The sequence below is a fragment of the Rahnella sp. AA genome (assembly GCF_002834385.1).
GTDB lineage: Bacteria > Pseudomonadota > Gammaproteobacteria > Enterobacterales > Enterobacteriaceae > Rahnella.
This window is the reverse complement of the sequence record NZ_PITQ01000010.1, coordinates 200,926-221,556: the sequence shown is the minus strand read 5'-3', so window position 1 is coordinate 221,556 and position 20,631 is coordinate 200,926. Positions and strand designations below refer to the sequence as shown.

Below are 20,631 nucleotides of genomic sequence, written 5' to 3'. Positions count from 1 at the left end.
CGAGTTCTTTCTGGCTCATGGTGACCAACATAATAGTGATACTCCTGGCTGCCTGAATAAGAACAGGCTAACCGGAGTACGACATTTTAACTTTGCTAAAACACGACATTATCGCTTTGCACTAACATATAAGGTACGCATAATCATGATTATGTTAAATAGGATGTCAATCCACGCACCCGACATCAGTTCTGGCTTTCCTGAACGCCTCTCCTGCTGAATTCTGCTTCTCAAACTGATCGCGCTACGTGAATTCTGATAATCAGTCAGTCGCGTAATGCTGCGCAATCCACGTGGCGAATGTATTTTCGTTTTGTTCGCATCTGTGGAGACATAAATTCACCAATCTGTATGTCTTATCGCAGGTAATCTACTATTCTCGACACAATCCGGTTAAGTGCGGCGTGTCAGGTTGGTACAGGCCAGCCCTGACGATCCAATCATTCAGGCAAACAGAAGCGACGCTATGCGAAAAACAGACCACCTGGGCGGCATCAATGCTTTCGTTACAACGGCACGGCAAGGCAGTTTTACAGCGGCTGCAGAACACCTGGGTTTAACAAAATCGGCGGTGGGCAAAAGCGTTGGCCGTCTTGAAGAACGCCTTGGCTTAAAACTGTTTCAACGTTCCACGCGCAGGCTCAGCCTGACGCCAGACGGCGAAAAATTTCTGGAAAGCTGCCAGAACGCCATTGATATTCTCGAGCAGGCGGAAGCTGAGCTGACCTCGCACATTGCCCATCCTTCCGGGCGATTAAGGGTGGATCTGCCTGCGGCTTTTGGACGACAGCGTATCCTCCCTCTTCTACTGAACATTACGCGCCAGCATCCTGAACTTGCCCTGACAATCACGTTCAGCGAACGTTTTGTAGATCTTATCGAAGAAGGCATTGATCTGGTCATTCGTATTGGTGAACTGGCGGACAGCAGCGGCCTTGTCGCACGCCGGTTGACCACGCAAAAGCTGGTGATTTGTGCTTCACCGGATTATCTGGTGCACAACGGTGAACCCCTTACTCCGGCTGAATTGTCCCGGCATCAGTGTGTGGTGGGTATCCGCAGGAATCAGCCAATATCCTGGATATTCAAAGAACCCGATAGCAAGATAACGCGTTATATCCCCCCGGCTACCCACGAATTATCTGACGGGGACGCAATGTTATCTGCCGTCTTAGCGGGTTGCGGTTTGTCGCAGTTGCCCTTGTGGCTGGTGGGGAAATATCTGGCAAGCGGTGAACTGAAAGAAGTGCTTTCTGATTTTGCCGGTGGGGAGATGCCTGTCAGCGCACTCTGGCCACAAAGCCGTCAGCTACTGCCAAAAATCCGTCACGTTGTCGATGACCTGATTAAAGCAGCAGAAGACGGCCTGCTGGATTAACTGCCTGCTCTAAATACTATTTTGAATAGAATGGATAATCGGTATAGCCATACTCCGTGCCGCCGTAGAAGGTGGCACGATCTGGCTCGGTCAGCGGCCAGTCGTTTTTCATTCGTTCAACAAGGTCGGGGTTCGAAATATAAGGACGTCCGAAGCCAATCAGGTCAGCATCGCCTTTCGCCAGACAGGCTTGCGCACTTTGTTTATCAAACCCGCCGGCAATAATCAGCGTTCCCTTATAAGCATTGCGGAATTTAGTGCCAAATCCTTCCGGTATTGCCTGTGCGCCCAGCGTCTGCTGGTCACTCAGGTGGACAAAGGCCAGATTACGGGCACTGAGTTGCTCTGCGAGCATTAACCAGGTGTCCTCTTCTCCCTCAAAAGCATGCATATCAAACAGACGTCCGAACGGCGCCAGGCGGATGCCTGTCTTGCCTGCCCCGATGGCCTGCGAAACCGCGTCTGTCACTTCCAGGGCTAAACGGATCCTATTTTCATGGCTTTGGCCGCCGTATTGATCTTCACGAATGTTCAGACCACCATTAATAAACTGTTCCAGCAGGTATCCGTTTGCGGCATGGATCTCTACGCCATCAAATCCGGCACGAATGGCATTTTTGGCCGCATGGACATAATCTTGCACAACGCTACCGATCTCTTCAATGCTCAGCGCCCGAGGTGTTACGACCGGCACCGGTCCTGGTTTTCCGTTTTCATCAAGCGCATAGCAGGTCGAATTTTCAGCTTTAACTGCCACTGAACTAACCGTCACCCCGTGGTTTTCCTGGAGCGTCGGGTGAGATATACGCCCTACGTGCCAGAGCTGAAGAACGATTTTTCCGCCCTTCTCATGCACGGCCCGGGTTGTCAGTTCCCAACCTTTAACCTGCTCCTCATTATAAATGCCGGGTGTGAACAAATATCCCCGTCCCTGAACCGAGATTTGAGAACCTTCCGTGACAATTAACCCTGCGGACGCTCGCTGGCGATAATATTCGGCAGTTAATGTATCGGCAGTGTCCCCTTTATTGGCACGTGACCTTGTCATGGGCGCCATTATTACGCGGTTTGAAATCTCAATGTCACCCATTTTATACGGGGTAAATAATTGTTCCATTTTATGCTCCTGCAATTAAGTTGTATAAATCATGCGAGTCTGGAGTGGAGAATGAAACATCTATTTTTTCCGAACAGATGCTCCATAAATTCTACAATAATCTGGGATGGTGAGTTTCAAACTCAATAAAGTCAGGCTAATTTTTCAATAACCCGGGTGTCTGACCGGTCAGCGCGGTGTTTAATATAAATGCTCAGGAAGGCAGCCAGAGTGAAAATAATGCTGCTCAGAACGACAGAGTGAGTGCCAAGATGAGCAATAAACCAGCCCCCGACCAGTGAACCTATCGTGATCCCCAGGTTTGAAAATGACATATATAAACTGTTGGCGAATTCAGGTGCTTGGCTGGCTTCCCGCATCAGCCAGGTCTGGCTGATGACCAGTCCGGACGAGTGGAATGCACCCCAGAATACAGTCAGCACACACATTGCCAGCGGGGAAAAGCCCAGCCACCAGACAATCAAAAGGACTAATGTAAACATCAGCGGGTAGGCGTGGGTGGTTTTCACCACGTTTTTCTGCAGGAAGCTGCTGAAAACAAAGTTGCCGGCGAAACCGCAAACCCCAAACAGGATCAGCATGGCACTGATGTAGTTGTTATCCAGTTGAGTGATTTTTGATAAATAATCAGCCACATAGCTGAAGCTTGAAAACATAGCGGCAAAGATGAATGACACCGTTGAGATGGTTAACCAAAGCTTACCCTTACGCAGAACCCTGACCTGGCTACCAAAAGACACTTTATCTTTCACTGGCATGGAGGGCACAAAGAACAGTATTCCCACGAAAGCGGCTAGACACGCGGCGGCACCAAAGTAAAAGGCTGCGGCAAGCGAGAGATGTTCTGCGATCAATGCGCTTAACGGCACGCCCAGCACCAGCCCGATAGCCACACCGGCGAAGACTTTCGCCGCAGCACCCGCACTTTTTTCTTTGGGGACTGAACCGGCGGCGACCACCAGAGCAACCGCGAAGAAAACAGCATGTGCCAGTGCGGGGAGAATTCTGAATACCAGCATCAGGTTAAAGACATCTGTTGTTGCGTATATCAGGTTCGAAATAATAAAAACAATAAGGATGGTTAGCAGAACATATTTTTTATTAAATCCGGAGAGCATCAGGGTAATAAAAGGCCCTGTTACCGCGACAATAATGGCGTAAACACTGACCAGAAATCCAACCTGCGTGGGCGTAACATGAAGCTGAGAAACAAGTTTTGGCAGCAACCCGATAATCGCAATTTCGGTGGTGATAACGCCGAAAACAGCCACAGATAAGGCCAGTAAAAGCAATGTGCTTTTATTTTGCATAAAGATACCTGAACGACAAAAAATCGCAAATAAGTATTTGAGTTTTAAATAACCATTTGGGAATAGTTATCTGTTATAGCCGGTTTTCCCGGGGAGAGTATTTTCCCTGAATTCTGAATGGTCGAAAATGCCTGTTCAGGACTTTCTTTTAAGACATAACTTCTTCAATTAACGCATTACAGATATTGGTAAAATCGCTGGCAAGGATTACTACTAAGTTGGAAATAGCGAAACGAACTGCGGCTGAGCCGTAGCGCAAAACAGATTTGTCTTTAGCTGGCACCGTATCGGGCCTCTAAATCCCAGACCCATTCTCGCCGGCGCGCCAGCGTCAGCTCCTTTTTTGCCAGCACGTCCTGCAGCATCGCCTTGTCGAGGTTGAGATCGGCCACCCGTTTCTTCAGCCGCGGATCATCCTCTTTCAGTTGGCGCATATGTTTGAGTCTGGATAGTAAGCATAAAGACTACTGATGAAAGTAGCGAACCTTACCCAAGCGGCCAGAAAGGGGGATTTTAACTCAACTTATTCAATATTAGTGCAAACAGTGTGTATAAAATAATGTTGCGATACAAAATATGGCATGTGTAGCTTTAATGGTTCAAAGTACTGTATGAAATGTTTTCATGCCGTTGTTTTAAATGAAAAAAACAATCTTTATAGTCTTGATAAATTTTGGTTATGATGTAATTTATCACAAGTAAGTTAAGAGTTTGTTATGAGTGCATTGAATCATGGTGTAATGCATTCTTTGTTCTGGCGTTCGAAAAATTGAGGGGTAACGGGTGCAAGATAAATGGTTGTTGTTACTGGGCGGTGCAAGTGTTGTACAGGGACCTTCTTTAATCGAGGAGGCCAGAGAAGCAGGCTATAAAACCCTCCTTACGGATACAGAGGAGAACCTCAAAATTTTTGGCGACAAAGCGCAAAAAGCCGATCAAGTGGTTGTAACCAATAAATACGATGACGAGTCAATGCGCGATTTGTTGGCCAAATATCCTTATATACAGCGAAGTTATGCTTTCCGCGAAAAACTCCAGTTTGTAAATAGTAAACTCAACATATTATTAGATTCTTCATGGACACGCCCTGCAACCATCATGCTGATACAAAACAAGTTTCTCTGTCGCGAAATTTTAAGGAAATGCGAAATCAGCCAGCCTCGTGCTTTATTATGTTATTCAGCAGACGAAATTCGAGATAAATTAAGAACAACTTTTTCCAGTCAGGAAGTTATTCTTAAACCTGTGACCGATGCAGGAAGTCGCGGGGTATATTCTGTTTGTTCAAGTAATATCGAAAAAATTATTCCTCTGATCCCACCTGAGGGATACCCTTTTATCCTAGAAGAAAAAGTTGAAGGCAAAGAATATAGCCTCGAAGCGATTTTCGTAGGAAAGAAATTCACTATGTTAAATATTACTGAAAAGTTTTTATTTTCAGAGACTTTTTTCGAGCAAGGACATGTAAATCCGGTAGGCAACAGCCTTGATACGCTAAAGAAAAATATGGCTCAGGCACTGGTGGAGCATGCCTGTAGCGTAATTGGCATCGAATACGGCTTGATCCACGCCGAATTCTGGGACACGGATTCGGGTATCATTCTGGGAGAAATTCATAACCGTGTAGGAGGAGATTTTATCTCAGTGATGGCTGCGGATACGTCAGGTATCAATATATGGCAAAGCCAGTTGACAGATACCCTTTGCTATAAAGCAGAGAAAAAAAAGCAGATGGCGGTATGGTCAGAATCTAAGGGGGTAAGCCGTCCTTTAACATTACCACCGGATCTGGCGAAAAAACCAGGATTTGTGGGGCACGCTTATCTCGGCGAACGCAATTTAGTGTGTGCAGAAGGTGCAAGTTATGAGGAGGCGCTGAACAATGCAAAAAGCATTTCGAAACTCTTCAATATTTAAGATCATACTTATTCAGGATTTCATCGGCGCCTTTGCCTTTTTTGCACCTCAGGCGTTATTAATTGCTTATCTTCATGAAAACTTACAACTGTCTGCAGGAAATACGAGTGGCATAATATTTACTCTAATATTTTTTTCAAGAATTGGCCGTTTAGCGTTCTCCCCCTATCTGGATAAGATAAACTTTCCTTTGTTGCTCGCAATACTGCAATTGCTCGGAGGATTGGGCTTCTACCTCTTATCTCGCGGCGGAATTACTGACCTCTATCTGGGTGCATTTTTAGTTGGTCTATTCTATGGCAATAACTCAATAGTCATCCGTATCGCCACCTCCTTTTTGAAAAACCAGTCTCTTTCTTTAAATTATTCGTTACTTAGCACCGTCACAAACCTAGCGTCGAGTGGTGGAGCACTACTTCTGGGAATGCTTTATCAACACGTCGGTCCGGTCTATATGTTCGAAACGATGTCTGTATTGTTTACGCTGACCTGCGCATATACCTATTGGGCAACCAGGAAAATCACGCTTCCAAAACAAGGACATTTTTTCAAAGCTATAATGAATTTAGTCAGGAAGAAAGTCATTCTATTGACACTATTACTCATTACACTAGTGTGGTTTATCTATTCGCTAGCGTTAACCACAATGCCACTCTTCGTAATAGACCGTTTGCACAGAATAGATTTGGTTTGGACAGTGACCGCCCTGAACGGAGTAGCTGTATTAATTCTTGCCTATCCGGTCAATGTTCTAATCGACAAACTGACTGATAACACCAAACTCATCATCTCATTTTTGCTTTTCGGATTGGCATTCTTCGTGTTATCACTACAGAACTCGCTGGTAATGCTTTACCTGTTTCTATTTTTGGTGAGTACCGCTGAAATCATCGCTATCCCTGCATACCAAAGTATTATGTCTTTCAATACCAAAGAATTTGAAAGAACAGCTATTTTTTCACTCTCTATTCTTGCCGTAGGCATTGGTGAAAGTCTCGGTGCTGTATTTGCTGTATGGACAAATGAACATCACCCGCTATTTCATATTATTTTCATTGCCATATCCGGTATTACCGTTCTGATCAGTCTTTTCTGCAGTCGAAACACTACATCTCCCGCGTAATCTTAAATGACCTGGGCAATATCTAACAGCCCGGGTTATGCCTGTCATTAATCCCTCTCCGGAAAAAGTAATCGTTTGTTTTTAGATACTATTAGGATTAATTCATAATCATACAATTCTGATATGTACTCTAATAAAAACACACCTGGAAACTATCGTTTTATAGCTTACAGGAACAAGTATATTCCTCTAAAACATTACAGGTGACCCAGCAACACCATATTATTTATTATGGGGCGGCTCATGAGGAAATACTCCACTAAAAATCATAACTAATTAGTATTTAATTCTATTGACGCTATTAAATTAAACGAAAAAACTTTTTTAAAACACAAATATGAAAGACCAGGCTCGTTATGCGAAAAAAAAACTGTTACAGAAGAAACTGGTTATAAGGTTTAACTATAAAGCAACAATTATTTGGCTGTAATATTTTAAAACACTTTAGAGGAACTGAAGGCTGCTTGCATGCTTTGGTGTGATTGCAATGCTCAATAAACAAAAAAATAATGCATAACAAATGTCCCTTACTCATTTAAGTTGGGGTGATTTTGCTGCTTAAGCTGTTAATATTATGTAACCATAATCGTATAAAAAGTTCAATTAATTATTTTAAATATTTGAGACATTATAGTTTATAAGCCATTATCATCCATTTGCATTAATTCAAAATGGTATTTTGTTAATTTATCATGTTATTTATTAACAATCATTTCTATTTTATTAAATATTTACTGAATTTAACTATATGATTTTTATAGAAAATTTAAATTCAACTATTGGCGTCATGAAGATTTCTCAAAAACATAAATTGCAATCCGTAAATATATTTATTGTTTACTTCACTTAACCCAAATCATAAGATGGCGATTGAAAACAAATGTTAATTAAATGTATCTACCCACCCTGATAACGGAGTTTATGTGAATAGTTCAGTCGTGATTTTTGCAGGTTTGAGAAGAACAAATAACGAAAGATTCGAGGCTCTGGCAGCGGCAAAAAGATTAGGCCTTTCCGTTGTCCTAATTGGCCGAGCAATACCTGAAATGGCTAAAGAACACCTTTTAGAATGGCATGAGTGTGATACGTCTGATTATGAAGTTGGATTGCAGGTAGCTAAAGATGTCGCTTCCCGTCATAACGTTGTTGGTGCTTTTAGCTGGACAGATTTGGAACTTGGTTTTGTTGCCCGAATAAATCAGGCTTTATCATTGCCTGGATTGTCACCTGATTCGGTTCGAATCATCAGAAGTAAATTTTTGACACGTCAGGCCATTTCAGGGATTGAAGGTGTTTCCCCACAATTTGTTAAAATATCCTCTCTTGACGAACTGTATACCGCTATGGGGAGATTAGGTTATCCGGCGGTTGTAAAACCGACAGGAGGTAATGGTTCCAAAGGGATATTTATTCTTAAAAGCGAGCAAGATCTGGCATCCGCTATCAGCAATCTCCATGCTCTAGTGTCTGCAGATAATGATCCAATCTTCAATCAACATGGTGACGAATTTATTGTCGAACAATATATTCAGGGACAGGAAGTCAGTGTTGAAGTTCTGGTACACCGTGGAATTGTGGATATTGTCGGAATTACTGACAAATCAACCACCTCCCCCTTCCCCTTTGAATCACAACATATATTCCCCTCAGCGGCCTCTGATCAAGCAAAACTCGATGTGCAACGTAAAATTGTTGCCATTGTTCAGGCTACAGGCTGCGACAACTGTACTTTGCATATCGAGGGGAAAATTGAAAATAATAAATTTACTCTCATTGAAATCAACGGGCGTCCAGGCGGAGGTTATATCACGACGCATTTGGTGCCAAGGAGTACGGGAGTTGATCATGTTGCCAACATTATCAAAGTTGCTACAGGGGCAGTGCCGAATCTGAAGCCTTTGCGAGATATGTCCTATGCTGGCATACGTTATATCTTTGCAGAAAAAGAAGGCCAATTTTTAGGTCTGTCTGGATATGATCAGGCAATTTTAGATATTGGAGGGCTGGATAACGTAATGACTGAAATCCCATTGGGCAGCTCAATTAGCCTGCCGCCTAAGAGTTATACCACTCACCGAGTCGTATCTGTTGTCGCTCATGCCCCATCTTACGAAATTCTTTTAAAAACGCTGGATAACGTAACAGCATCATTAAGTATTAACATTAAATAAAGAAGTTATAACAATACTACTCAGATTTAAACTTTGCGCCGGAATATTACATTAACGGTTCTGGCGTATTTCGGTTATTAATTTCGTTCAAGATTTTTAAATATATTTAATTCAGGAATTAACGTCATGTCATTGCAAGACAAGAGTATTGCCATTTTTGGGGCCGGTAACATGGGGCAGACCTTACTCAAAATGGCTATAGACAAAAGCGCGCGGGTTTATTTATTTGATAAAAATCCGGATATTCTAGATGCGATTTCACTGAAGTTTAATGAACTTGTCGCCTCAGGAAAATTAAGTCTTAAAGTTGTACAGGAAAGTACTGCGACGATCTCTGTTCCCGCGGGAATTAATGCCATTATTATTGCCATTTCGTGGCATGAGGCACGCTCTCTTATCAACACGCTGGCATCGCTGGATGTCTGTCCTGTGATTGTACTGGGCCGCCCTGCTCTGGAGGATTCATTAATCCCATCAATGGCTAACAGTAAACATCCGATATTGTTAGGAACTGGTCTGGAACCGGGGCTGATGGAATCAATATCTTCCTATATTTTGAAGCGAAACCCGCAAAGCCACACCATTGAAAGCTACTGTGGGGGGCTGCCGGAAATCCCGGTAGGGCCTTTTGGTTATCGGTTAACTTTTGGCAGAAGGTTGCCTATTGAGCCTCGTCCGGCCTTAACAATAAAGCAGTGTCAGCTGTTATCTGCACCGCGATTCGCCGAAGTGAAATATCAATATTTCCCTTCTGTTGGTCTTCTTGAAGCCTTTGATGATGCGATGCTCGCAACCACTGCGGAATATTTCCAAAAACATGTGGTTAATTTCGCACAAAATACGCTGCGCTGGCCGGGTTTTTCCCATGCTGCGCGGGCATGTCAGGCATTAGGTCTGCTTTCCCCACAGAAGATTAATATTGGAGAATTAAACACCAGTGTTAGGGAACTAACCGACACCCTGCTCACCACCACCTGTCATTCAGACGAAACGACAAGTAATGATTTCGTTTTGTGCAAATGGCAACACATGAATCAATTGGGTGAAAAAGGGGAATTAGTGATTAAAGCCTCTCAACCCGAGCCAGATATTTCTGCTATGGCATTCATGACCTGTGCCTTTGCTCTCACAGCAACGGAGGCCTTATTTGAAATGGATCTTGCCGGAATAATCTATCCTCATGAAAAACCTGCAACGCAGATAGGTTTAAACTTTTTGCAGAAGATAAAAACATCTCAACATGTCGAAATTACCACTTCTGGAACATTAACATCCATCATTACGGAGGCAGTATGAGCACGATATTAGATATCTTACTCGTCGGTGCGGGACCTGCTAATCTTTCGGTCTTAAGTTACCTCGATGAAGCCGGTGCTTTGAAGAGTGGACATAACATACGCCTGGTCGAGAAAAGAGAAAATGCCAGCTGGCACCCTGGATTGGCATTACCAACTTCCACTTTACAGGTTTCTTTATTGAAAGATTTGGCCTTTTTAAGGAACCCAACCAGCCCTTATACATTTTTCAATTATCTTAAAGAAGAAAAATTACTTTATCAATTCATGCATCTGAATACATATTATCCATCCAGAAATCTATTTTCTAATTATCTCGAATGGATAGCATCAAAATTTCAAAATTTCATCTCTTATAACTGCGAAGTTCGTAAGCTAAGAAACATTCCGTCGGCTCATGGAAAAGATATTCTGGAGGTCACGTTAACAAATGACGCGGGTGAAACTGAAATTATTAAAACCCGACAACTAGTATTATCCCAGGGACATAAACCTTTTATCCCCGAGGTATTACTTTCTGAAAGTAAGCAGATTATACATTCCAGTCAGTTCTTAAATAGGACGTCGGCTAAAGCGTTATCCGCTGAAAGCCATGTTGTAATTGTCGGGCGTGGACAAAGTGCGGGTGAAATAATTCGATTCTTGCTTGAAAAAACCGACGTTGGAAAAGTCAGCGTGATTTCCCGCGATTTTCTCTTCAAATCAACGGATGCAAACCCTTTCGTCAACGATATTTACACCTATCCACGAGCAATAGATTTCTTCAGCTATGACATAGCCGGGCGCAAGAACATGCTGTCTGGTTTGAGAAATACGAATTACGCCACCGTTACGGATGATGTGCTGTCTGCTATCTACGAGCAAACATTTTCAGATCGCATCGACCAAAGGCAGCGTTTATATCTTTACCCGTATTCTTTAATAAAAGCTGCTGAAGAACAGGCAAATAAGATTGCCATCACGTTACAACAGACGCAGCCAGACAAAACGGCAGTGACAATCACAGCCGATCTGATTGTATGCGCTACGGGATTTGAAAACACTCTGCATAAATCATTGATTAATTCGCTAAAACCAGAATGCATTGATGACGACTTAGTCGTAAAGGATGATTTCTCTGTGCAGTTCGGAGCACCAGCCTCTCCGGATATTTTTCTTATCAACCATTCGCAGGCACAGCATGGCCCCACAGAGCACACTCTTGCAGGCATTTCTGAAAGAGGAAAAGTGATAGGCGATGCACTAATTAAAAATATGCGTCATTGCGAAAGAGAAACTGGCAGCAACGGGACACTTCCTGACGCTCTCAATAATAAGGATTATAAAATTGTCACACATTAATGTTATTAACATCATGCGAGATGAATCCCTGTCAAATGCCCTATTGGAACAGGGTATTTATCGTATCAACCCTGTACCCGAAGCTTCAGATATTTCAATCCGCATTTTAAAATTGACTCCAGGCAGTAGCACCGAACGTCATAATCATACGGAAGTGGAATTCTGGACTGTTATTAGCGGCACTGTACGAGTCTATCTTGATGGTAAAGATATTATTCTACAGGCTGGGGACAGTATTCGTGTAGAACCTCTTTGCCGCCATCGAATTGAAGCACTTCAAGAAAACGCTGTGATGCAAACCGTATGGTGGCATCACCGAGAAATATTCGAACGCCTCACAACTGAAGATGCACTTCTTTCACCGAATTCAGCAAGACCATTACTGATCGTTCCTGCCATGCTGACACCTAACGGAGGAATGCATTTGGGTCATGCTGCGGGGCCTTTTATGGTGGCAGATGTACTGACCAGAACCGCCAGAATGTCGGGAAGAGAAACATATCAGGTGCAGGGTACGCATGGGCATCTGGAACACATTCAGATTGCCGCTGTTAATGCAGGGACTGATTACTACAGTCTGGCAGAAACGAATACCCGTAGATTAAAACATTCATTGCGACTGCTGGGCGTTGAGCAGGATATATTTCTTGAAACGCGTCCAACGACGCGATCAGATGCCATTGTGTATGAAGTACTTGAAAAACTGATGGCCGATGGTCTGATTGTTGAAAGAACTCACAACGTACCTTATGACCCCGAAACACTTCAATTTTGCGTTGATGCCTTTGTTCATGGCGAATGCCCTTACTGTGGCGGCGAATCTTCAGGCACTGAATGTGAGGGATGCGGGGCGCTGGTACTTGATGCCGAACTGATTAACCCTGTCAATCTGCGCGGTGCCCCTCTGGAACATCGTCCTCTCAAACGACTTTTTTTGCGGCTTAATGCACTGGAAAATGAACTTGAACGTTTTGCAGCCAGCACGAGCCTTCCGGCGTTTGCAAAATTATTTGTGGAAAGCTGGCTCAGTCGCGGATTACCGGAAGTTTGTCTGACGAACCCCAACAGTGCGGGAGTTCCGGTACATATTGCTGGATTAGAAAATCTGAAGTTCACTGTCCCTATGGAGTATGTCCCACGCCATTTGCTCGCCATTGAGCAAATGTGTGCATTACAAGGAGAAACCCGACTTTGGTATGAAATAACCGGCGATGAATTGCCTGAGCTGGCGATTCTCTTCGGGGTTGATAATGCTTTTGGTCGTCTGCTTGTCATCCCTGCTGTTCTGGCAGCGTTGGGAATGCGCGAATTCATGCCCGCTTACGTTATCCCGAACCAAATGATGCTGCTCGAGGGGCAGAAGTTTTCTACCTCGCGCAATCATGCAATTTGGGTTGATGAGTATGTCACCGCTGAAAATGCTGAGGCGCTACGTTTTTATCTCTGCAGAAACCGGACCCACCGTAATGAAGTGGACTTTCATCGCTCCGAATTTGAACGCTTTAATATGGAGTTTTGGTCAGGGCAACTGCCCGCCATGCTCGACGCGGTTAACGGTGTATTTAAGCCTTTCGTCGAGAATAAAAACTTGCCCGGCCCCGGACAATGGTGTGCCGATTGCCATTCCTTCTTTGCAGCAACGTCTCTGTTTATTGCCACCATAAAACAAAGCTATTCGCTCTACATGCCTGATATTCGTAAAATAACGCGCAATGTTGAAACCTTCGTGGATGAGATCACCACCTTCTGCCTGGATTCAGCATTGCAACAAAAGCCCGCGTTTACACATTCGGCACTGAACAGAACCCGGGCCAGATTAGCTGCGCGTGCTCTTATTTCTCTGGCGACAGCATTAAACCCAATTACTCCCGAATTTACACAAGGTCTCTACGAAAAGTTCGATATACAGAACCCTTCATTCGCCTTGTTCTCTATTGACTGGATGTCCGCTGAAATAATAAATCCCGTTGGGAATATTTAAAATAGCGTTCTATTTAATCATGTTTTTTTCAAAAATTTACTATTTTTTTAATGAAAGGAGTAACAATGTCAAACGTCAGTACTACATTTCTTCCGATGAATGCCAATAAATTCCGGGAGTCAGTTTATTGGAATAAACTACCTGTCGATTATAAAGAGACATTTAATGTTATTTCGGAGGTCTTACCTTTTCGTGTTAATTCTTTTTATTTGGAAAACTTGATTGATTGGGATGCCGGTATCAGTGATCCTCTTTTTCAATTGGTATTTCCCCAATCTGGCATGTTAGCTGACTCACAATTTAGTCGTATACGTCATGCTTTGGGTGGGAGCCGTGCGGGGTTGCTTGACGTCATCAAAGACGTGCGTACAGAGCTGAATCCCCATCCTTCGGGTCAGGCATTTAACGTACCCACAATTAATGATCAGAAAATTCAGGGTATTCAACATAAATATAATGAGACAGCGTTGTTCTTTCCCAGTGCAGGTCAGTCTTGTCATGCCTATTGTAGCTTTTGTTTTAGATGGGCTCAGTTTGTTGGGGATATAGAGGAACGTTTCCAGTCGCGGGATATTCGCCAGTTAATAGACTACCTTAAAATTCATCCGGAAATTACTGACATATTAATTACGGGCGGCGACTCAATGATTATGCGCACACGCATACTGGAGCGTTATATTCAACCGCTACTCGATGAAACGCATATTACAACCATCCGGTTTGGCTCAAAGGCTCTAACATACTGGCCACAACGATTCACCAGTGATGAAGATGCTGATGATTTAATGCGATTATTTGAAAAAATCACGGCAAGCGGAAGACATTTAGCATTTATGGCTCATATCAATCATCCAAGGGAACTTGCACCGAAAGAAACCCAACAGGCAATAAAACGAATACTGGCAACCGGCGCCGTCATCAGAACCCAGGCGCCTTTGTTAAAACATATTAATGACAAACCTGAGACATGGATAGATTTGTGGACTCAACAGGTTCAGTTGGGTTGTATTCCCTACTACATGTTCGTTGAGCGAGATACGGGCCCAAAGCAATATTTCGAAGTTCCGCTGGTAGAATGTTATGACATATTCCAGAAAGCCTATTCCAAAGTATCTGGGCTATCACGCTCGGTCAGAGGTCCGATAATGTCTGCAACTGAAGGTAAAGTGTGCATTGATGGCATTATTGAACTTAATGATAAAAAATATCTTTCTCTTCAGTATTTACAGGCTCGTGATCCTTCATTATGCAGAAAACCTTTTCTTGCAAAGTATGATCCCAATGCCGTCTGGTTTGACCAATTAGAATGCCTGACATCACCACATACAGATGGGCACCGGAAAACGACGGCGTTGAAAAATCGCATTCATTCGACCGAAATTTTTTAATACTGCAAAGCAGTGTTCTATTTTATTATTAGGAATTATCATGAAACGAAAAATCAAGCTAGGCCTTTCAATTTGGCGTCATGGTTATCACGTTGCATCCTGGCGGCTGCCTGAAGTCCCGCGAGACAGTATGATGAATATTTGGCGTTTTATTGATGTTGCAAAAGCTGCCGAAAGAGTGAAATTTGATTTAGTCTTTCTTGCCGATGTGCTGGGCTCGCACCATATAGAGAATGATTCAAGAACAAAAACGAAAGGTCATGCGGTTCATAAAAATGATCCCATGCAGATCCTTTCAGCTATTGCGGTACATACTCAACATATCGGGCTGGTGGCAACGATCTCCACTACGTACGGTCATCCTTATAAAACTGCCCGGTCTTTTGCTACCTTAGATCAAATTAGTAACGGGCGTTCAGGATGGAACATTGTTACTTCACATAATCTCGAAGAGGCGCGAAACTTCGGTCTCGAAAAAAGGCCTGAGCCTGCCATTCGCTATGAACGCGCACACGAGTTTATTGATGTTACAAAAGGCTTATGGGACAGCTGGGGCGATGATGCGTTTCCTGTCGACAAAGAGGCGGGGTTATATGTCGATCGCAGCAAAATGCATATCCTCGCCCATGAGGGAACGCATTTTAAAGTCCGTGGCCCACTGGACATCGTGAGATCGCCACAAGGCCAGCCCGTTCTCGTCACAGCCGGAGACTCCGATAATACAGTAACAATGGCAGGCAAATACGCGAACATTGTTTACGCCGGGCAGCCTGACCTGGACGGTGCGCGCATTTTTTATCAGAGAATAAAAGCCAAGGCCAGGGAATATGGCCGCGAGGATGAAGTCATTGTTATGCCGGGAATGATGGTTTATGTAGGTCATACCCGTGAAGAAGCCCAAGCGAAAATGGACAGAGTGCAAGATCTCGTCACACCCGATGTGGGCTATGCCCTGATCAAACCATTCTTTGGCGATTTGTCGCATCTGGATATTAACGCCCCCTTCCCGCTTGATGTTGAAGCACTAAAACTCGAGTGGATTAACAGCCACTTCAGCAAACTCCTGCTCGAGAATGCAGCGAGAGATAAATACACCATCAAAGACATGTACCGGGCCATCGCCAGAGGAGATGACTGGCATATCACCATCGCAGGTACCGCTAAAGAGGTTGTCGATAAAATGGAGGAATGGATCGATGCAGGCGCTGCCGATGGTTTTAACATCCAGCCGCCAGACACTGTTGGTGGAGTGAATGACTTTATTGATCTCGTGATCCCTGAACTTCAGCGGCGCGGGCTGTTCCGTGAAGAATATGAAGGGAATACCTTAAGAGAAAATTTAGGGCTTAAACATCCGGAAAACGTGTTCTTCATGGACACCGAATCTGTTTCATAACGAGAGTAAAGAAATATGGGTACTGCTTTTTGCGGCTGAACTAAACGGAATATCGGTTGAACAGGTGGATAATTCACAGTTATCTTTTGCGCTTGTTTTACCCATTGAAGGGCGATCTCACAGGGTGCACTTCAGACTATCTGAAGAAGGTGGGTGCTACCTTCGCGTTATTGACAAATTCTGCGGGTAATTCTTTTCCCCTATGGGGAAAAGAATAATTAACCTTTCTGATGCCCTGCTAAAAAACCGTGACAGGATCTGTGCTTCGTGTTGCTTTCAGTGCTTTAAACAAGCTCGCATTATCTGTTGCGAAAGGCAGGTGCTCGCGGGCTTCTGGTTTGATCTTTACGCCTGCAGCAAGCTGTTCCAGCAAGTGGAGATCTCCACCGATTCCCAATGCTGCGGGTGTCAGGGGGATATCCATTTGTGTCAGCCAGCGGAGCAGCGGGGCACGGTCGTGCGGATTATCGTGTTGTAAAATGGCCTGAACCGCCAGCCCGTAACCCACTTTTTCACCATGAAGCCAGCTGTGGAAAATTTTATGATGCGTCATGCTGTTATGGATCGCATGTGCGACGCCGATCCGGTGGCTTTCATCGCGTACGCTGTTGGCCAGCCCCGCCAGGGCAATCACGGCATCAATGGTTTGAATTAATGCCGGTGTCACCCGCTGCTGGCGGTTACTCTCCACCGCCTGCGGCGCATACTTCTCAAACACGTCGACCGCCATCTTTGATGCCTGTAGCTGCAACGAAAGCCCAAGGTCATTCCCGTCCTTATGCTGATAGGGGCTAAATTCGAACCACTTTGCCAGGGCATCGACAATACCTGCTTTTAAATAACGTACGGGTGCGGCAGCGATAATCTCTGTATCGACCAGTATCCAGGCCGGATACCGGTGCAAAGGAAAACTGCCATCGTGCCCCCCCTGCTCATTATACAGCACGCTGAATGGCGACCAGGCCGCGCACGTTGCGGCGATAGTCGGAACCTGAATAACCGGCAATTTCCCGGCCAGTTCACCAGTTCCTTTTGCCGTATCCATGACGGCACCGCCACCCAGCCCTATGATGCCCTCCGCTTTCATCTCTCTGGCCTGCTGTGACAACCTTCGCAAAGTTGCCAGCGTGCATCTTCCCTGCAACAGGGTCACTTCAAAAATGATGCCCTGCGCCGTCAGGCTTTGCCGTACCGCCTCACCCGCGGCCCGCCAGGCGGTCGGGCCGGTAATAATCAGGACGCGCGTTGCAAGAGGAGCAACATATTCGCCGGTTTTGCTTATCAGCCCGGCCTGTTGCAGGTAATTCTCGGGGGTTTTAATCGATACCATAACTTTAATTCTCCCTGTAAACGTCAAGATGTGGCGCCGTCAGCTCTGCATGCCCCAGCGTTTGACCGTCAGTTTTTCAAGGGTTGAAAACACCAGGCTTTCAACCAGAAGACCGATCACCGTCACCGTAATCAACCCGGCGAAAACCCGATCGGTGTACATTTCATTACGGTTTTGGAAAATGTACCACCCTAACCCGCCGCTGCCGCTCGACGCGCCGAATACTAATTCCGCCGCGATGAGTGTGCGCCAGGCGAACGCCCAGCCAATTTTTAAACCGGAAAGAATGGCCGGCAGCGCAGCGGGGATCAGGATCCAAAGCACGTAACGCCAGCCGGTCAGGCCATAATTGCGCCCCGCCATTTTCAATGTATCGGAGACACCCAGAAATCCGGACCAGGTATTCAGGGCCATCGGCCACATCACGGAATGCACAATGACAAATACCAGGCTGGCATTACCTAATCCAAACCAGAGCAGTGCCAGCGGCAACAGGGCTATTGCAGGCAATGGGTTAAACATCGCAGTCAGTGTGCTGAGTAAATCACGCCCAATCCGCGTCGAGATGGCTAATGCGCTGATAAGCAATGCCAGCAAGGTGCCCAGCAAGTACCCTTTGAGCAATAAACTCACGGAAAGCCATGCCCGCCGTGGCAGTTCCCCACTCACCATATCCTGATGTAGGGCGGTGAATGTTTGCCAGAAGCTGGGAAACATCAGGTCGTTATTTTGCCAGCGTGCTGCCACTTCCCATATGCCGATCAAAAGCAATAACAACAGGGATTTTCGTAACCAGGCCTGATTGAATAATCTTGTTATCAGGGGCAAAGGTTCAGCAAGCGTGAACGCTTCGACAGGGGCCAGATCCCGCTGATATTCAGGCCGGATGGGCGGTCGGTTGTTCATAATGGCTTCCTTGAGATAGCGCCTGTGACGTCAGATTCGGCGAAGAAGACGGTGGAAATAACAAGTCATGGATACGGGAAACATCGGCCTGGAAAGATTCGCCGCCGGAATCTGCCAGCGAATACTGGTGGCAATTCAGTTCAGCCTTAACGCGCCCCGGATGTGGCGAGAGCAATAAAATGCGGCTGCCCACAATCAGTGCTTCTTCAATGGAATGCGTCACAAAAAGCAGTGTGAAACGCACCTCTTCCCACAAGCTGAGTAATTCTTCCTGCATTTGCCGTCGGGTTAGCGCATCCAGCGCGGCAAAGGGCTCATCCATCAGCAGCACCTTGGGCTGAAGTGCCAGAGCGCGGGCGATGGCGACCCTCTGTTTCATACCACCGGATAACGTATGCGGATAGGCGTTACGGAAAGCTCCCAGCCCGACTTTGTGCAGAAAATACTCAGCGCGCTCATTCGCCTCTGCCCGCCCCACTTTTCGACCGGCGATCAATGGAAACGCAATGTTCTCCAGAACCGTTTTCCAGGGGGGAAGCTGGTCAAATTCCTGAAAGACCATCATCCGGTCCGGCCCTGGCTTACTGACCTTTTTGCCTGCCAAACGGATATCACCCGATACCGGTGGTAAAAAACCGCCAATGGCTTTTAGCAGGCTGGATTTACCACAACCTGACGGCCCGAGTAATACAAAGCGATCCGCAGGCCAGACGTCAAAACTGACGTCATGCGTAGCCTGAACCCGTCGTTCGCGGGTATGATATTGCAAATTAACGCCCTGAACCTGAAGTAAAGATGGCGGTAATTCAGCCGGTATATCAGACATATCAACTCCCCGGTAAGGTGTATGCTTCACTGAAGAAATAATCTTTCCAGGACTCCGCTTTGTTTTTCAATACACCCAACTGATAAAGCTTGTCTGCATAAATAAAAGTCCGCTGTGGCGTAATCGTGAAATCATTTTCCGGGTCCTCGATCATTTTCTGTATAAATGCGGCGGGCAATTTTGAATTTTCAACACGAATATAAGTTTGTGCTGCGCCGGACTTATCTGTTTTAACTATTTTTTCAGCTTCGGCTAACGCATCAAAAAAGGCGCGGTAAGTTTTCGGGTTTTCGTCGTGGAATTTCTCAGTGGTGTACAGAAGATTAAAGGTTCCCGGCCCGCCTAATACATCGTAAGAACTCAGGATTTTATGAATATTGGCGTGTTCGAGTGCCTGATACTGATAGGGAGGGCTGGAAAAGTGTGCCGTCAGCTCAGAGCCTGCGGCAATCAGTGCTGCGCTGGCGTCAGGGTGCGGGAGGCTGACTGTAATATCATCAAATTTCTTATAATTCTCATTTCCGAAAAGGCGTGCAGACTCAATTTGCAATGTCCTCGACTGGAAGCCCACGCCAGCAGCCGGGACGGCAATACGATCTTTGCTGGTCAGGTCTTTCACACTTTTTACTGCCGGATTATTGCTGAGCAGATAATTAGGCATCGAGCCTAAGGCGGCAATCGCCCGGACATTCTGTTTCCCTTTCGTGCGATCCCAGAGGGTCAGCACTGGCGGCACGCCGGCCGCAACCACATCGATCGCCCCGGAAAGCAATGCCTCATTCATACCCGTTGCACCTGACAGCGTGCGCCATTCCACCTTGATATCCAGCCCCTCTTCCTTGCCATGCTTTTCAATCAGATGGTGTTCCCTCACCACATCCAGCAGCAGATAGCCGATACCGTATTGTTGCGCAATGCTGATTGTCCCCTCTGCGTGGGCATTGACCGGGCCAAATACGGCACTTAACAACAGCAGGGATATCCCCGGGCGTTTCAATGAAAATGAAATATTCTTGCCTCGTAGTAAATTCATTACCCTTCCTTCAAATAACGGAGTCAGCACATCACAGGCGATGCGTTTCATTTTTTAACCAGACCTGTTAATCCTGAAGCCGTTTAATGGCATTAATAAATTATTTATTGGAATATATT

16 protein-coding genes are annotated in these 20,631 nt (G+C 45.4%); 9 read left to right on the top strand and 7 right to left on the bottom strand.

Annotation, left to right across the window (positions count from 1 at the left end):
* The first annotated feature begins 466 nt into the window (after window positions 1-466).
* Entirely contained in the window at window positions 467-1,378 is a 912-nt protein-coding gene (locus CWS43_RS21600; RefSeq protein ID WP_101079181.1) for a LysR substrate-binding domain-containing protein, read from the top strand.
* Between the two features lie 16 nt (window positions 1,379-1,394).
* On the opposite strand, the gene CWS43_RS21595 is transcribed toward CWS43_RS21600, so the two are convergent.
* From CWS43_RS21595 to CWS43_RS27295, 3 genes are all read right to left on the bottom strand, one after another.
* Entirely contained in the window at window positions 1,395-2,495 is a 1,101-nt protein-coding gene (locus CWS43_RS21595) for an alkene reductase (RefSeq protein WP_101079180.1), read from the bottom strand.
* A gap of 131 nt (window positions 2,496-2,626) precedes the next feature.
* Window positions 2,627-3,805 carry an MFS transporter gene (locus CWS43_RS21590; RefSeq protein WP_101079179.1) on the bottom strand — a complete coding sequence of 393 codons (1,179 nt, stop codon included), beginning with the start codon at window positions 3,803-3,805 and terminating at the stop codon, window positions 2,627-2,629.
* Between the two features lie 272 nt (window positions 3,806-4,077).
* Window positions 4,078-4,239, bottom strand: coding sequence for a hypothetical protein (locus CWS43_RS27295; RefSeq protein ID WP_157825427.1), 162 nt, complete (start codon window positions 4,237-4,239; stop codon window positions 4,078-4,080).
* Between the two features lie 349 nt (window positions 4,240-4,588).
* On the opposite strand from CWS43_RS27295, the gene CWS43_RS21585 reads away from it, so the two are divergent.
* The 8 genes from CWS43_RS21585 to CWS43_RS21550 all read left to right on the top strand — a co-directional run bounded on the left by CWS43_RS21585 (window position 4,589) and on the right by CWS43_RS21550 (window position 16,417).
* Window positions 4,589-5,722, top strand: a complete 1,134-nt coding sequence (locus CWS43_RS21585) for an acetyl-CoA carboxylase biotin carboxylase subunit family protein (RefSeq protein ID WP_101079178.1) — start codon at window positions 4,589-4,591, stop codon at window positions 5,720-5,722.
* The gene (locus CWS43_RS21580) at window positions 5,688-6,845 is read left to right on the top strand and encodes an MFS transporter (protein WP_101079177.1); all 1,158 of its coding nucleotides are present in this window, start codon (window positions 5,688-5,690) and stop codon (window positions 6,843-6,845) included. The genes CWS43_RS21585 and CWS43_RS21580 overlap by 35 nt, the downstream gene beginning before the upstream one ends.
* Window positions 6,846-7,768: 923 nt before the next feature.
* Window positions 7,769-9,016 carry an ATP-grasp domain-containing protein gene (locus CWS43_RS21575; RefSeq protein ID WP_101079176.1) on the top strand — a complete coding sequence of 416 codons (1,248 nt, stop codon included), beginning with the start codon at window positions 7,769-7,771 and terminating at the stop codon, window positions 9,014-9,016.
* Between the two features lie 126 nt (window positions 9,017-9,142).
* Window positions 9,143-10,312 (top strand): saccharopine dehydrogenase C-terminal domain-containing protein, encoded by a 1,170-nt coding sequence (locus CWS43_RS21570; RefSeq protein WP_101079175.1) that lies wholly within the window; start codon window positions 9,143-9,145, stop codon window positions 10,310-10,312.
* The gene (locus CWS43_RS21565; protein ID WP_101079174.1) at window positions 10,309-11,652 is read left to right on the top strand and encodes a SidA/IucD/PvdA family monooxygenase; all 1,344 of its coding nucleotides are present in this window, start codon (window positions 10,309-10,311) and stop codon (window positions 11,650-11,652) included. Before CWS43_RS21570 ends, CWS43_RS21565 begins: the two co-directional genes overlap by 4 nt.
* Entirely contained in the window at window positions 11,639-13,633 is a 1,995-nt protein-coding gene (locus CWS43_RS21560; protein ID WP_101079173.1) for a class I tRNA ligase family protein, read from the top strand. The genes CWS43_RS21565 and CWS43_RS21560 overlap by 14 nt, the downstream gene beginning before the upstream one ends.
* 65 nt (window positions 13,634-13,698) lie before the next feature.
* Window positions 13,699-15,021: a KamA family radical SAM protein gene (locus CWS43_RS21555; RefSeq protein ID WP_101079172.1), complete on the top strand. Its 1,323-nt coding sequence runs from the start codon at window positions 13,699-13,701 to the stop codon at window positions 15,019-15,021.
* 40 nt (window positions 15,022-15,061) lie between these two features.
* Window positions 15,062-16,417: an LLM class flavin-dependent oxidoreductase gene (locus CWS43_RS21550; protein WP_101079171.1), complete on the top strand. Its 1,356-nt coding sequence runs from the start codon at window positions 15,062-15,064 to the stop codon at window positions 16,415-16,417.
* A 238-nt stretch (window positions 16,418-16,655) separates the two neighbouring features.
* Here CWS43_RS21550 and CWS43_RS21545 read toward each other — a convergent pair whose 3' ends face one another.
* Genes CWS43_RS21545 through CWS43_RS21530 form a run of 4 tightly spaced genes read right to left on the bottom strand, consistent with a single transcriptional unit; the run spans window position 16,656 to window position 20,512 of the window.
* Window positions 16,656-17,747, bottom strand: coding sequence for an iron-containing alcohol dehydrogenase family protein (locus CWS43_RS21545; RefSeq protein WP_101079170.1), 1,092 nt, complete (start codon window positions 17,745-17,747; stop codon window positions 16,656-16,658).
* Window positions 17,748-17,786: 39 nt separating this feature from the next.
* A complete protein-coding gene (locus tag CWS43_RS21540) occupies window positions 17,787-18,653 on the bottom strand; it encodes an ABC transporter permease (protein ID WP_101079169.1) in 867 nt (288 codons plus the stop codon).
* Window positions 18,625-19,479 carry an ABC transporter ATP-binding protein gene (locus CWS43_RS21535; RefSeq protein WP_101079168.1) on the bottom strand — a complete coding sequence of 285 codons (855 nt, stop codon included), beginning with the start codon at window positions 19,477-19,479 and terminating at the stop codon, window positions 18,625-18,627. Before CWS43_RS21535 ends, CWS43_RS21540 begins: the two co-directional genes overlap by 29 nt.
* A 1-nt stretch (window position 19,480) precedes the next feature.
* Window positions 19,481-20,512 carry an ABC transporter substrate-binding protein gene (locus CWS43_RS21530; RefSeq protein WP_101079167.1) on the bottom strand — a complete coding sequence of 344 codons (1,032 nt, stop codon included), beginning with the start codon at window positions 20,510-20,512 and terminating at the stop codon, window positions 19,481-19,483.
* Window positions 20,513-20,631 lie beyond the last annotated feature (119 nt).

Coding starts and splice junctions, on each gene's coding strand:
- CWS43_RS21545 (WP_101079170.1), bottom strand. CDS start 17,747: ATGGTATCGATTAAAACCCCCGAGAATTACCTGCAACAGGCCGGGCTG.
- CWS43_RS21530 (WP_101079167.1), bottom strand. CDS start 20,512: ATGAATTTACTACGAGGCAAGAATATTTCATTTTCATTGAAACGCCCG.
- CWS43_RS21565 (WP_101079174.1), top strand. CDS start 10,309: ATGAGCACGATATTAGATATCTTACTCGTCGGTGCGGGACCTGCTAAT.
- CWS43_RS21580 (WP_101079177.1), top strand. CDS start 5,688: ATGCAAAAAGCATTTCGAAACTCTTCAATATTTAAGATCATACTTATT.
- CWS43_RS21555 (WP_101079172.1), top strand. CDS start 13,699: ATGTCAAACGTCAGTACTACATTTCTTCCGATGAATGCCAATAAATTC.
- CWS43_RS21590 (WP_101079179.1), bottom strand. CDS start 3,805: ATGCAAAATAAAAGCACATTGCTTTTACTGGCCTTATCTGTGGCTGTT.
- CWS43_RS27295 (WP_157825427.1), bottom strand. CDS start 4,239: ATGCGCCAACTGAAAGAGGATGATCCGCGGCTGAAGAAACGGGTGGCC.
- CWS43_RS21595 (WP_101079180.1), bottom strand. CDS start 2,495: ATGGAACAATTATTTACCCCGTATAAAATGGGTGACATTGAGATTTCA.
- CWS43_RS21550 (WP_101079171.1), top strand. CDS start 15,062: ATGAAACGAAAAATCAAGCTAGGCCTTTCAATTTGGCGTCATGGTTAT.
- CWS43_RS21570 (WP_101079175.1), top strand. CDS start 9,143: ATGTCATTGCAAGACAAGAGTATTGCCATTTTTGGGGCCGGTAACATG.
- CWS43_RS21540 (WP_101079169.1), bottom strand. CDS start 18,653: ATGAACAACCGACCGCCCATCCGGCCTGAATATCAGCGGGATCTGGCC.
- CWS43_RS21600 (WP_101079181.1), top strand. CDS start 467: ATGCGAAAAACAGACCACCTGGGCGGCATCAATGCTTTCGTTACAACG.
- CWS43_RS21535 (WP_101079168.1), bottom strand. CDS start 19,479: ATGTCTGATATACCGGCTGAATTACCGCCATCTTTACTTCAGGTTCAG.